Genomic DNA, 14,189 nt, shown 5'->3' on the forward strand with positions numbered 1-14,189 from the left:
TGCTGGCACGGAGTTAGCCGGTGCTTCTTCTGCGGGTAACGTCAATGAGCAAAGGTATTAACTTTACTCCCTTCCTCCCCGCTGAAAGTACTTTACAACCCGAAGGCCTTCTTCATACACGCGGCATGGCTGCATCAGGCTTGCGCCCATTGTGCAATACTTCCCCACTGCTGCCTCCCGTAGGAGTCTGGACCGTGTCTCAGTTCCAGTGTGGCTGGTCATCCTCTCAGACCAGCTAGGGATCGTCGCCTAGGTGAGCCATTACCCCACCTACTAGCTAATCCCATCTGGGCACATCCGATGGCAAGAGGCCCGAAGGTCCCCCTCTTTGGTCTTGCGACGTTATGCGGTATTAGCTACCGTTTCCAGTAGTTATCCCCCTCCATCAGGCAGTTTCCCAGACATTACTCACCCGTCCGCCACTCGTCAGCGAAACAGCAAGCTGTTTCCTGTTACCGTTCGACTTGCATGTGTTAGGCCTGCCGCCAGCGTTCAATCTGAGCCATGATCAAACTCTTCAATTTAAAAGTTTGATGCTCAAAGAATTAAACTTCGTAATGAATTACGTGTTCACTCTTGAGACTTGGTATTCATTTATCGTCTTTCGACGTTAAGAATCCGTATCTTCGAGTGCCCACACAGATTGTCTGATAAATTGTTAAAGAGCAGTGCCACTTCGCTTTTTCTCAGCGGCGCGGGGTGTGCATAATACGCTTTCCCGCTACAGAGTCAAGCATTTTTTTGCTTTTCTCTGCCGGAATTCTCAGGAGAATCCCCGCTGACCCGGCGGCGTGTTTGCCGTTGTTCCGTGTCAGTGGTGGCGCATTATAGGGAGTTATTCTGAGCTGACAAGAGGAAATTTAAAATAATTTTCCGAATGCGCGTTTTTTCAGCAAAACACCTGTAAGCGTGCCATAAAACAAGCAATTTGCCGTTTTTGCAACCGCAATCACACTTCCAGGTGGCATACTAAAGAGGAATAAAAAGAAAAAGGAAGATAAGTAATGCCTTTAAGCGCACAACAGTTAGCTGCACAGAAAAACCTTTCATATGTTCTGGCTGAGAAGCTGGCACAACGAATCTTAAAAGGTGAATACGCACCTGGCACCATTTTGCCGGGTGAAATTGAACTGGGTGAGCAATTTGGTGTGAGTCGTACTGCGGTACGCGAAGCGGTCAAGACGTTAACGGCAAAGGGGATGGTTTTACCGCGTCCACGAATTGGTACTCGGGTCATGCCACAATCCAACTGGAACTTTCTTGATCAGGAATTACTCACCTGGTGGATGACAGAAGAGAACTTTCATCAGGTCATTGATCACTTTTTGGTTATGCGTATCTGTCTGGAGCCGCAAGCCTGTTTACTGGCTGCAACGGTAGGAACAGCAGAACAGAAGGCGCATCTCAACACGCTAATGGCCGAAATGGTCGCATTAAAAGATAACTTTCGCCGAGAACGTTGGGTTGAGGTCGATATGGCCTGGCATGAGCACATCTATGAAATGAGCGCCAATCCGTTTTTGACCTCTTTCGCTTCGCTATTCCATTCGGTTTATCACACTTACTTCACGTCAATAACCAGTGACACAGTGATAAAGCTGGATCTGCACCAGGCGATCGTCGATGCGATTATCCAAAGCGATGGCAACGCGGCATTTAAAGCTTGTCAGGCGCTACTACACACTCCGGATAAGTGATAATAACCAGACAAAGGGACATTGAATGAGCGAGAAAAAGAAGCGCAGTATGGCGGGTTTGCCATGGATTGCGGCGATGGCTTTCTTCATGCAGGCACTTGATGCCACCATCCTGAATACAGCCCTACCCGATATCGCTCATAGTCTTAATCGCTCCCCCCTCGCTATGCAATCGGCCATCATCAGTTACACGCTGACGGTGGCGATGCTTATTCCGGTCAGCGGATGGCTGGCCGATCGCTTCGGCACACGCCGCGTTTTTTACCATTGCCGTTAGCTTGTTCACGTTGGGTTCTCTGGCCTGCGCACTCTCAAACTCGCTGCCACAACTGGTTATCTTCCGTGTTATTCAGGGGATAGGCGGCGCAATGATGATGCCGGTCGCTCGCCTGGCGTTACTGCGCGCATACCCACGCAATGAACTCCTCCCGGTACTGAATTTTGTCGCCATGCCGGGTCTGGTAGGGCCGATTTTAGGGCCCGTTCTTGGGGGCATGTTAGTCTCGTGGGCAACATGGCACTGGATCTTTTTAATCAATATTCCCATTGGTATTGCGGGCCTTCTTTACGCTCGCAAACATATGCCCAACTTCACCACAGCACGTCGAAAATTTGATATCACTGGTTTTTTACTGTTTGGTCTTAGCCTTGTGCTCTTCTCAAGTGGAATAGAACTGTTTGGTGAGAAAATTGTTGAAACCTGGATTGCCTTAACGGTCATTGTGGCCAGCATAGTGTTACTGCTTCTCTATATTCTCCATGCGCGACGAACGCCAAACCCATTAATTTCATTAAATTTATTTAAAACCCGCACTTTCTCGATCGGTATCGTAGGCAATATTGCAACCCGTCTGGGGACCGGCTGTGTACCGTTCCTTATGCCATTGATGTTACAGGTAGGATTTGGTTATCAGGCGTTTATTGCCGGCTGCATGATGGCACCGATAGCGTTAGGCTCCATTATTGCGAAATCGATGGTTACGCAGGTTTTACGGCGTCTGGGCTATCGCCATACGTTAGTGGGAATTACGGTGATTATTGGTTTGATGATCGCCCAGTTCTCATTGCAATCTCCGGCAATGGCGATCTGGATGCTAATTTTGCCGTTGTTTATTTTAGGGATGGCGATGTCAACGCAATTTACCGCGATGAATACCATAACACTTGCCGATCTGACCGATGACAACGCCAGCAGTGGTAACAGCGTCCTGGCGGTCACGCAACAGTTGTCGATCAGTTTAGGTGTAGCCGTAAGCGCAGCCGTTCTTCGCGTTTACGAAGGGATGGAAGGTACGACGATTGTTGAACAATTCCACTATACGTTTATTACGATGGGGATTATTACGGTTGCTTCAGCAGCGATGTTCATGCTCCTGAAGGCAACTGATGGTAATAATTTGATTAAACGCCAGCAAAAATCTAAGCCGAGCCGCGCGCCATCAGAATCGGAGTAAGTTGTAATCGTTGTTGCTGTAAGGTTGGCTGCGCCATTCGATGGATGAGTACATCAATCGCCAGCTCTCCCAATTCATCTTTCGGTTGATGGATAGTGGTGAGCGGTGGCGTCATATAACGTGCCAGTTCAATATCGTCATAACCAATCACCGCGATATCCTGCGGGACATGCAATCCAGCCTGGTACAACGCCTGGTAAACACCCACTGCCATTGCGTCATTTCCGGTAAAGACCGCCTGAGGACGCAGCGAATGTGATAACAGCTGTCGCATAGCGTCAAACCCGCCGTTAAATTCAAAATCGCCAGTCACTTCATAACCATCAGGAATGTCGAGGCCAGCACGTTTCATCGCTGCCCGATAACCTTCCAGTCGCAAACGTGCAGGCGTTTTATCCAGAGGTCCGGTAATACAGGCGATACGAGTATGACCTTTGTCGATCAGATATTGCGTCGCTAAATCTCCGCCCAGCAACGAGTTATCCTGAATGAGATCGCTGTCGCCATCGAACGGCGCCCAGTCCATCATCACGGTTGGCACTGTCGGATAACGTTGCATGATTTCACGCGAAGGCTGATGCGTTTCGGTGCACAGTAACAGCAAGCCATCAACGCGTTTTTGCATCAACGTTTCCAGATTACGATTCATTCGCTGCTCATCGCCTTCGGTATTACAAAGGACAAGACTATAGCCGCGTTCGAAGCAACTGCGTTCAACACCACGCACCAGTTCAGAATAGAAAGGATTAGTACTGGCGGTGATCAACATGCCAATGGTATGTGTTTGATTAAGCTTGAGACTACGCGCCAGAGCTGATGGCGCGTAATTGAGTTCTTTAATCGCCGCTTCAACTTTGGCGGTAATCGCTTCACTGACGAAGCGATCTTTATTGATGACGTGAGAAACTGTTGAGGTAGAAACGCCCGCCAGGCGGGCAACATCTTTCATTGTAGCCAAGCGTCACCTCTGCCTGTCTAAAAATGCGTCGATCTCTTCACGCCACGGTACGGAAGGTTGTGCGCCTTTACGTGTTACGACAATCGCAGCTGCGGCATGGGCAAAACGAATCGCCTCTGGCAATGGTTTTTCTTCCAGCAACGCCGTGATTAACGCGCCGTTAAAGGTATCTCCGGCAGCAATGGTATCGACAGCCTGCACCCGGAATCCAGGAACGCGCTGACCTTCACCATTCACGCTAGCCCATACACCACGACTTCCTAAAGTAATCAGTACAGTTCGGATACCTTTTTCATGCAGTACCTGCGCCGCCTTCGCTGCATCTTCATCACTTTCAACACGAATACCGGTGAGCTTTTCTGCTTCCGTTTCGTTTGGCGTAATAATGTCCACCAGCGCCAACAGTTCGTCAGGAAGTTCGCGAGCCGGAGCCGGGTTAAGCGCAACGATAGTCTTATTTTGATGGGCAATTTTCGCCGCTGCCATCACACTTTCGAGTGGTGATTCCAGCTGCATTAATAATGCTGAGGCATTCGCAATACGCTCGCGTTGTGCTTCTACCAGCACAGGGGAAAGGGCAGCGTTAGCGCCGGAGTGAATACCGATGACGTTCTCGCCTTCACTATTAACAAAAATCAGCGCCACACCTGTTGATTCGCCTTTGATCACGCTGACCGGAGAAATATCAATGTTATCAGTAGCGAGCTGCTGACGTACGCTCTCGCCAATACTGTCATCGCCCGTGCAGGCTATAAACGCGATATTCGCACCGCTACGCCCTGCTGCCACCGCCTGATTCGCACCTTTGCCGCCAAATGCGACTTGATAGTGGTTACCGGTTACGGTTTCGCCTGGAGTAGGAAAAGATTGAAGATTAAGGATATGGTCAGCATTAATGCTGCCAAGAACAACGAGGCTGCCTGCGTTTTGCATATTCGGGATGTCCATAAAATGCGCCACCGGGTTAGGGTGGCGCGTGCCCTGCTTTTCTTTATATTACACGTTCATCTGTCGATGACGTATTGATGCCACTATCAGGTTATAAAACCTGACCAAGACTACTGCTTAACAACCAGTTTCAGATCAACCGGATATTTCGCCTGAACTTTTTCGCCTTTCAGAACTTTATCCGCAGTTTCGACACCTTTCGCGCCAATCTGATCGGGTAACTGAGCGATAGTCGCTGCCAGTTTGCCATCATTTACTGCTTTTTCGCCATCAGGTGTACCGTCAAATCCGACGACCATCACATCCGATTTACCAGCAGTTTGCAGCGCACGCAGTGCGCCCAGCGCCATTTCATCGTTCTGCGCAAACACTGCCTGCACATCCGGATGAGCGGTCAACAGGTTCTGCATTACGTTCAAACCTTTGGTACGGTCGAAGTCCGCCGGCTGGCTGGCAAGGACGTTAAATTTGTGAGCAGCAACAGCCTGCTGGAAGCCTTCGCCACGTTCACGGGCTGCGGATGTACCGGCAATGCCTTGCAGCTCGATAACTTTGGCACCTTCGCCCGCTTTCTTCGCGATGTAATCACCGGCGATTTTGCCACCCAGTACGTTATCAGAAGCAATGTGGCTCACCACTTCGCCTTTCGTGGCCTGACGGTCAAGGGTGATAACCGGGATGTTCGCCTGGTTTGCCATCTTCACGGCGTTCCCCACCGCATCGGAGTCAGTCGGGTTAATCAGCAGAATTTTGGTGCCGCGAACGGTTAAGTCCTGCACGTTCGCCAGCTCTTTCGCCGGGTTGTTCTGGGAGTCCAGCACCACCAGGTTATAGCCGAGTTTATCCGCCTCTTTCTGCGCGCCATCTTTCAGCGATACAAAGAACGGGTTATTGAGTGTGGAAACCACCAGCGCAATGGTGTCTTTTGCCATTGCATTCGCACTAACGGTGGCGCTTAGCGCAACAGCAGAAACCAGGGTAGCCAGTTTTTTCATGTTCATATTCAAGATGTCCTGTAGTCGTTATTACTGCTTTTTGTTGTCTACCAGCACCGCCAGCAAAATCACCACAGCTTTGACGATCATCTGGTAATAGGAGGAAACACCTAACAAATTCAATCCATTATTAAGGAAGCCAAGAATTAATGCGCCGATCAACGTCCCAACAATGCGACCTTTTCCGCCCGCCAGGCTCGTACCGCCCAGAACCACTGCCGCAATAGCATCCAGCTCATAGCCAGTCCCCGCCGTGGGTTGTGCAGAGGAGAGACGCGCCACTTCAATGATCCCGGCCAGCGATGCCAGCAGACCACAAAGAGAATAGACGATGATTTTGATTTTATTGACGTTGATACCAGAAAGACGCGTTGCCGCTTCGTTGCCACCCAGCGCGTAGATGTAACGCCCCAGACGCGTGTGATGCAGCATGTACCAGGCCGCGAGGAAGACAATCCCCATGATCCAGACTGGCGTCGGTACGCCCAGCGGACGACCAATACCAAACCAGCCAAACAGATCGGCGTTCTCAGTAAAGCCGGTATTCACTGGGCTTCCGTTGGTATAAACCATGGTCACGCCGCGCAGTAAAAGCATCATAACCAGCGTAGCGATAAACGCCTGGACGCGACCTTTCGCTACAATCACCCCGGTTACCGCACCAATTGCGGCACCTAATGCCAGTGCGGCAGCGACAGCCACCAGCGCATTGACTTCAATGCCGACGATAGACGCAGCAACTGCGCCAGTCAGCGCCAACAGAGAACCTACCGACAAGTCGATGCCCGACGTCAGGATCACCAGCGTCATCCCGACCGCCATAATGGCGTTCACCGAGGTTTGCTGGAGAATATTGAATAAGTTATTGATGGTGAAAAAGTTCGGGCTTAACGTCGAGACAATCGCGATCAGCACCAGCAGAGCGATAAGCGATTTCTGCTCCATCAGCCACGCTTTCGTGAAATAACGGCGACCAGAGACAGTCTGGGTTGTCATTTTTTTACTCCTGATTCACGCGATTAAGCTTGCCCACAGCGGCAGCCATTAACACTTCCTGGGTGGCTTGCTCACGAGTAAATTCCCCGCTGAGATGCCCTTCATGCATGACGATGATGCGATCGCTCATGCCTAATACTTCTGGCATCTCCGATGACACCAGAATGATGCTCAAGCCATCGGCTTTGAACTGGTTAATCAGTTGATAGATCTCTTTTTTCGCGCCGACATCTACACCACGGGTAGGTTCATCAAGGATAAGTACTTTCGGGCGCGTCATCAGACCGCGGGCAATCGCCACTTTTTGCTGATTGCCACCGGAGAGCAGGCCAATTGCCTGTTCCATTGATGGCGTTTTCACATTGAACAGGCGAATAAAATCACTCACTGCCTGTTGTTCATCGGCATGCTTCAAACTGCCGCCAGTACGGCTGAAGTAGCGCAGCGCAGTCAGCGACATATTTTCTTTTACTGACATGCCCAGTACTAAACCGTCGCGTTTACGGTCTTCAGAGATATACACAATGCCGTTTGCCAGACCATCCTGCGGTGAACGAGTAATAACTTCATGTCCATCCAGCGTGACATAACCGCTGGTGCGCGGCAGTGCGCCATAGAGCACTTTCATTAATTCGGTACGCCCCGCGCCCATCAAACCAGAGACGCCAAGGATTTCGCCATTGCGTAGGGTAAAAGAGACGTTGTTAACACCAGGTCCGCAGAGATTATCGACTTTCAGGCGGATATCTCCCGGCGCTTTGTCCAGGTGTGGATACTGCTCTTCCAGCTTGCGGCCCACCATCATCTCAATCAGCGAATCTTCGGTCAGTGATGCCACTTCACGCTCGGCAATAAATTGCCCGTCACGAAAAATGGTAACGTCATCGCAAATCTCGAAGATTTCTTTCATGCGGTGGGAAATATAGACAATGCCGCGCCCTTGCGATTTCAGCTCGCGAATGACGCGGAACAGGGATTCGGTTTCGGTATCAGTCAGCGCATCTGTCGGTTCATCCATAATGATGACTTTCGACTCAAAGCTCAGCACTTTGGCAATTTCAACCATTTGCTGGTCACCGATGGAAAGATCGCCCACCAGCTTGTCGCTTTTAAAGCGCAGGTTAAGTTTAGCCAGCAATTTATCCGCTTCGGCATACATGGTTTTCCAGTCAATTTTGCCAAAGCGATTAACAAACTCACGACCGAGGAAAATGTTTTCGGCAATGGTCAACTGCGGGATCAGGTTCAGCTCCTGGTGGATAATCCCAATCCCGGCTTCCTGGGAAGATTTCGGCCCGGTAAATGTCGTTTCTTTCCCCAGCCATAAAAGCGTACCGGCATCGCGAGTATAGATACCAGTAAGCACTTTCATCATGGTGGATTTACCCGCGCCGTTTTCGCCTACCAGCGCCATCACACGGCCCGGATAGACATTTAACGCGGCGCCCGAGAGGGCTTTTACGCCCGGAAAGGCTTTATCAATGCCTTTAAGCTGTAGTAATGCTTCCATGACGACCTCAGAACGTCACGCCAGCACAGAGAATGATATTCGCATACGGAGAACATTCTCCGCTGCGAATTACCGCCTGACTTTCTGCGGTTAGTTGTTTGAATTGTTCATGCGTGGTGTAACGAATTTCAATGGTGTTTCCCTGGTGTTGTTGCAGCTGCTCAAGGTGAGTGAGCAACGTTTCGTGGAGTTGCGGATTATGTTGTTTGATCTCTTCCGCGATAATGGCTGCCTCAACCTGCATTTCACTCGTAACAACTCCCAGTACCTGCATAAAAGAAGGTACGCCCTGGGTTAATGCCACATCGATACGCGTTGTACTTTTTGGGATGGGTAAACCAGCATCACACACCACCAGCGTATCGGTATGCCCCAGACGGGAGATCACCGACGAAATATCAGAATTAAGAACGGTGCCTTTTTTCATTTTTTTCTCCATCAGCGAAACGTTTCGCTGACCAGCAGTTTAATCCTGACTGAACAGAGAAAACCATCGCAACGTTACTGAAATGTGATCAACATCGAAACGTTTTACATCGTGATTAAGCATGAAAAACAAAAAACGCCCCCTTTATGGAGAAAGGAGGCGTCTGGCGTTAGATTTCGACCTGAGTTCCTAGTTCAATAACCCTGTTTGGTGGGATTTCAAACTGATCTGGTGCACGCAGTGCATTACGCTGCAACAACAAGTACAGTTTGCCACGCAAACGTAAGTACCACGGGCGTTTGCCGAGGATCAACGACTCATGGGACATAAAGAAGGAGGTTTCCATCATCCGGCAACTTAAGCCTTCCAGGCCACAGCGGTGGAAGACTTCTTCCACGTTTGGCGTTTCTCGCCAGCCGTAACTTGCCACCACGCGCCAGAAAGTGGGCGACAGTTGTTCAATCTGTACCCGACGGACGTTATGGACATATGGCGCGTCTTCGGTACGCAGAGTTAACAGAATCACCCGCTCATGCAATACCTTGTTATGTTTCAGGTTATGCATCAGCGCAAAGGGAATGACGTTGATTGCACGCGACATATACACCGCGGTTCCGGGAACGCGAACGGGCGGAGATTTCTCCAGCGAAGCAATCATCGCTTCCAGAGAATTACCATGCTCATGCATCCGTCGCAGCAGGCGGAAACGCTCGCTCTTCCAGGTGGTCATCACGATAAACATCACCGTACCGAGGCTCAATGGCAACCAGCCGCCGGAGAGCAGTTTATCGAGGTTAGCGGTGAACAATGGAATATCGACACAAAGGAAGGCTATCAGGATCAGCGCAACAAAATACTTATTCCAGTGCCAGTTCTGACGCGCCACGGTAGTCGAAAGAATAGACGTCAGCACCATCGTTCCGGTTACCGCAATCCCATACGCCGCCGCCAGGTTACTGGAGTGCTCAAAGCTAACAATCACAATCACGACCGCGACATAGAGCATCCAGTTCACAAACGGAATATAGATTTGCCCTGACTCCATTTCGGAGGTGTGAATAATGCGCATCGGCGACAAATATCCCAGACGTACCGCCTGACGCGTCAATGAGAAAACGCCAGAGATAACTGCCTGCGAGGCAATCACCGTTGCCAGTGCAGCGATGATCAGCAGCGGGATTAGCGCCCAATCCGGTGCTAACAGGAAGAACGGGTTCTTAATCGCTTCCGGGTTCTTTAACAACAGCGCTCCCTGGCCGAAGTAATTAAGGGTTAAGGAAGGCAATACGACGGTGAACCACGCCAGGCGAATCGGGAACTTACCAAAATGCCCCATATCGGCATACAGCGCCTCGACACCGGTAATCGACAGCACCACCGCCCCTAATGCAATAAAAGAAACCGTTTTGTATTCAAGGAAGAAATGCACCGCCCACATCGGATTCAGTGCATGCAGCACTTCCGGGTTAGCAATAATGCTACGTAACCCCAGCCCTGCCAGAATCAAAAACCAGGTCAGCATGATCGGCGCAAACAGCTTACCGACCATAGCAGTGCCATGTTTTTGAATCATAAACAGTAAAGTAAGAACGATGATTGAGAGGGGAACTATCCAGGTATCCAGTTGCGGGGCGACGATTTCCAGACCTTCAATGGCAGACATCACCGAAATGGCGGGTGTTATGACGACTTCGCCATAGAAAAAGCTGCCACCGATTAGCCCCATAATCACCAACATTGATGTGGTTCGCGCCGACGTATTACGCCCGGCAAGCGACATCAACGTCAGGATCCCCCCTTCACCGGCGTTATCCGCGCGCATCACGAAGGTAAGGTATTTGATGGAAACCACAAAGATTAGCAGCCAGAAGATCAGCGATAAAAAGCCAAACACGGCATCGCGTTCAACGCCAAAACCAAACTGGCCGGACAAACATTCACGAAGTGTATATAACGGGCTGGTACCAATATCGCCGTAGACAACTCCAATCGCCGCGAGGGTTATCGCGGGCAACGATTGCTTATTATCAGTGCTCATAGACTAGTCTTTCGTTGAAATATGAAATGTGTGCGTAGTCCCTTGGCCCACAAAAAAGCGCTCAGTATGCACGATTAACGGCAAAATCGTACTCCTAAATGCGGCCACATTAACCTGGCTCAAAGAAAAATATCCCTTCTTTGAGACTTATTTTTGCCACCAGCAAGAAACGTCTATACTCGCAATTTACGCAGAACTTTTGACGAAAGGACGCCACTTCATTATGGCTCACCCTCATTTATTAGCGGAAAGAATTTCCCGCCTGAGCAGCGCCCTGGAAAAGGGGCTTTATGAACGTAGCCACGCCATCCGCCTGTGTTTGTTAGCGGCATTAAGTGGTGAAAGCGTGTTCCTGCTTGGCCCCCCAGGTATTGCTAAAAGTCTGATCGCCCGTCGCTTAAAATTCGCCTTCCAGAATGCGCGCGATTTTGAATATCTGATGACCCGCTTCTCCACCCCGGAAGAAGTTTTTGGCCCCCTTTCCATTCAGGCGTTAAAAGATGAGGGACGCTATGAACGCTTAACCAGCGGTTACCTGCCGGAAGCAGAAATCGTCTTTCTGGATGAAATCTGGAAAGCTGGCCCGGCGATTCTTAATACCCTGCTCACCGCCATTAACGAACGTCAATTCCGTAACGGTGCTCATGTCGAAAAAATCCCGATGCGCTTGCTCGTGGCGGCCTCCAACGAACTGCCGGAAGCAGACAGCAGTCTGGAAGCATTATATGACCGCATGCTGATTCGTCTGTGGTTAGATAAAGTGCAGGATAAAGCAAATTTCCGCTCCATGCTGACCAGCCAACAAGATGAAAATAACAATCCGGTTCCTGCCGCCTTGCAGGTCACTGATGAAGAATATGAACGCTGGCAGAAAGAGATTAGTGAAATTACGCTGCCCGATCATGTATTTGAGCTAATTTTTATGCTGCGCCAGCAACTGGATAAATTACCGGATGCGCCTTACGTCTCCGATCGCCGCTGGAAAAAAGCGATCCGCTTATTGCAGGCCAGCGCTTTTTTTAGTGGTCGCAGTGCTGTTGCCCCGGTTGATCTTATCTTGCTGAAAGATTGCCTGTGGTATGACGCGCAAAGCCTGAATTTGATTCAACAACAAATTGATGTATTGATGACCGGTCACGCCTGGCAACAGCAAGGGATGTTGACCCGCCTGGGCGCGATTGTGCAACGTCGTCTGCAACTCCAGCAGCAACAAAGCGATAAAACAGCCTTAACGGTAATTCGTCTGGGCGGCATTTTCAGCCGTCGTCAGCAGTATCAGCTTCCTGTCAACGTTACTGATTCCAATCTGACTCTGCTGCTGCAAAAACCGTTAAAACTGCATGATATGGAAGTAGTTCATATCTCCTTTGAGCGTAGCGCGCTGGAACAGTGGCTGAGCAAAGGTGGTGAAATTCGTGGCAAACTGAACGGTATCGGCTTTGCCCAGAAACTGAATCTGGAAGTTGATAGCGCCCAACATCTGGTTGTACGCGATGTAAGTTTACAAGGCAGTATGCTGGCGCTCCCCGGTTCATCGGCTGAAGGTCTACCAGGTGAAATAAAACAACAGCTGGAAGAGCTTGAAAGCGACTGGCGTAAGCAACACGTTTTATTCAGCGAACAGCAAAAATGTCTGTTTATCCCTGGCGACTGGTTAGGTCGCATTGAAGCCAGCCTACAGGATGTCGGCGCCCAGATTCGCCAGGCGCAACAATGCTAACACTGGATACGCTCAATGTGATGCTGGCCGTCAGCGAAGAGGGATTGATCGAAGAGATGATCATCGCGCTGCTGGCCTCACCGCAGCTGGCGGTATTCTTTGAAAAATTCCCGCGCCTCAAGGCGGCAATCACCGATGATATTCCCCGCTGGCGTGAGGTGCTGCATAGCCGCCTGAAAGATGCGCGTGTCCCGCCGGAACTCACTGAAGAGGTCATGTGCTATCAGCAAAGCCAGCTTCTCTCCACGCCGCAGTTTATTGTGCAGCTACCCCAGATTCTGGACTTACTGCATCGTCTGAATTCCCCGTGGGCCGAACAAGCCCGACAGCTGGTTGATGCTAACAGCACTATCACTCCGTCATTGCATACGCTTTTTCTCCAGCGTTGGCGCTTAAGCCTGATTGTGCAAGCGACGACCCTGAATCAGCAGTTATTAGAAGAAGAACGCGAACAACTGTTGAGCGAAGTTCAGGAACGCATGACATTAAGCGGACAGCTCGAACCAGTTCTGGCAGATAACAACACCGCAGCCGGTCGTCTGTGGGATATGAGCGCCGGTCAGCTTAAACGCGGCGACTATCAGTTGATTGTGAAATACGGGGAATTTCTTAACGAACAGCCGGAACTGAAACGTCTGGCGGAACAGCTGGGACGTTCGCGGGAGGCCAAATCAATCCCCCGCAACGATGCGCAGATGGAAACCTTCCGCACCATGGTGCGCGAACCGGCAACCGTTCCTGAGCAGGTTGATGGCCTGCAACAAAGCGATGATATTTTACGCCTTCTGCCGCCGGAACTGGCGACACTGGGCATCACTGAACTGGAATATGAATTTTATCGTCGGCTGGTGGAAAAACAGTTGCTCACCTATCGTCTGCACGGTGAATCATGGCGTGAAAAAGTGATCGAACGCCCGGTGGTACATAAAGATTACGACGAACAACCGCGTGGACCGTTTATTGTCTGCGTAGATACTTCCGGCTCAATGGGCGGTTTTAATGAGCAGTGTGCGAAAGCGTTCTGCCTGGCCTTGATGCGCATAGCCCTCGCTGAAAATAGACGCTGCTATATTATGTTATTTTCCACCGAGATCGTCCGTTACGAGCTTTCAGGCCCACAAGGTCTTGAACAAGCGATCCGCTTTTTAAGTCAGCAGTTTCGTGGCGGCACCGATCTGGCCAGTTGCTTTCGCGCCATTATGGAACGCTTACAAAGTCGGGAATGGTTTGACGCTGATGCGGTGGTGATTTCTGATTTTATCGCCCAGCGGTTGCCTGACGATGTGACGAGTAAAGTGAAAGAGTTGCAGCGGGTACATCAGCATCGCTTTCATGCCGTGGCGATGTCGGCACACGGCAAACCCGGCATCATGCGCATTTTCGATCATATCTGGCGCTTTGATACCGGGATGCGAAGCCGCCTGCTCAGACGCTGGCGGCGATAAA

Annotated in this window: 10 protein-coding genes, 1 rRNA gene and 1 pseudogene; 4 read left to right on the forward strand and 8 right to left on the reverse strand. The window is 50.4% G+C overall.

The window, feature by feature from the left end:
• A 16S ribosomal RNA gene (locus CRI63_RS11505) occupies window positions 1-524 on the reverse strand; the annotation flags it as partial.
• 480 nt (window positions 525-1,004) lie between these two features.
• Here CRI63_RS11505 and CRI63_RS11510 point away from each other — a divergent pair.
• The gene (locus CRI63_RS11510; RefSeq protein WP_130222537.1) at window positions 1,005-1,697 is read left to right on the forward strand and encodes a FadR/GntR family transcriptional regulator; all 693 of its coding nucleotides are present in this window, start codon (window positions 1,005-1,007) and stop codon (window positions 1,695-1,697) included.
• 25 nt (window positions 1,698-1,722) lie between these two features.
• A pseudogene (gene mdtD, locus CRI63_RS11515) lies at window positions 1,723-3,151 on the forward strand (multidrug transporter subunit MdtD).
• Here mdtD and rbsR read toward each other — a convergent pair.
• From rbsR to kup, 7 genes are all read right to left on the reverse strand, one after another.
• Window positions 3,117-4,109 carry a ribose operon transcriptional repressor RbsR gene (rbsR, locus tag CRI63_RS11520; protein ID WP_130215068.1) on the reverse strand — a complete coding sequence of 331 codons (993 nt, stop codon included), beginning with the start codon at window positions 4,107-4,109 and terminating at the stop codon, window positions 3,117-3,119. The pseudogene mdtD and the gene rbsR overlap by 35 nt on opposite strands.
• A 3-nt stretch (window positions 4,110-4,112) precedes the next feature.
• Window positions 4,113-5,042 (reverse strand): ribokinase, encoded by a 930-nt coding sequence (gene rbsK, locus CRI63_RS11525; RefSeq protein ID WP_135519640.1) that lies wholly within the window; start codon window positions 5,040-5,042, stop codon window positions 4,113-4,115.
• Window positions 5,043-5,167: 125 nt separating this feature from the next.
• Window positions 5,168-6,058, reverse strand: a complete 891-nt coding sequence (gene rbsB / locus CRI63_RS11530; protein ID WP_001056273.1) for a ribose ABC transporter substrate-binding protein RbsB — start codon at window positions 6,056-6,058, stop codon at window positions 5,168-5,170.
• A 24-nt stretch (window positions 6,059-6,082) separates the two neighbouring features.
• Complete coding sequence (gene rbsC / locus CRI63_RS11535) at window positions 6,083-7,048, reverse strand: ribose ABC transporter permease (protein WP_000211858.1); 966 nt, start codon at window positions 7,046-7,048, stop codon at window positions 6,083-6,085.
• Window positions 7,049-7,052: 4 nt separating this feature from the next.
• On the reverse strand, window positions 7,053-8,558 hold the full coding sequence (gene rbsA / locus CRI63_RS11540; protein ID WP_130206842.1) for a ribose ABC transporter ATP-binding protein RbsA: 1,506 nt from the start codon (window positions 8,556-8,558) through the stop codon (window positions 7,053-7,055).
• 7 nt (window positions 8,559-8,565) lie between these two features.
• On the reverse strand, window positions 8,566-8,985 hold the full coding sequence (gene rbsD / locus CRI63_RS11545; protein ID WP_130206840.1) for a D-ribose pyranase: 420 nt from the start codon (window positions 8,983-8,985) through the stop codon (window positions 8,566-8,568).
• Between the two features lie 169 nt (window positions 8,986-9,154).
• A complete protein-coding gene (gene kup, locus CRI63_RS11550) occupies window positions 9,155-11,023 on the reverse strand; it encodes a low affinity potassium transporter Kup (protein WP_000102319.1) in 1,869 nt (622 codons plus the stop codon).
• A gap of 223 nt (window positions 11,024-11,246) precedes the next feature.
• Here kup and ravA point away from each other — a divergent pair, with 223 nt between their 5' ends.
• Both ravA and viaA read left to right on the forward strand, forming a co-directional pair.
• On the forward strand, window positions 11,247-12,743 hold the full coding sequence (ravA, locus tag CRI63_RS11555; protein WP_135519611.1) for an ATPase RavA: 1,497 nt from the start codon (window positions 11,247-11,249) through the stop codon (window positions 12,741-12,743).
• The gene (gene viaA / locus CRI63_RS11560; protein ID WP_130215076.1) at window positions 12,737-14,188 is read left to right on the forward strand and encodes an ATPase RavA stimulator ViaA; all 1,452 of its coding nucleotides are present in this window, start codon (window positions 12,737-12,739) and stop codon (window positions 14,186-14,188) included. Before ravA ends, viaA begins: the two co-directional genes overlap by 7 nt.
• Window position 14,189: the final 1 nt, after the last annotated feature.

This window comes from Escherichia sp. E2661 (genome assembly GCF_004745185.1).
GTDB lineage: Bacteria > Pseudomonadota > Gammaproteobacteria > Enterobacterales > Enterobacteriaceae > Escherichia.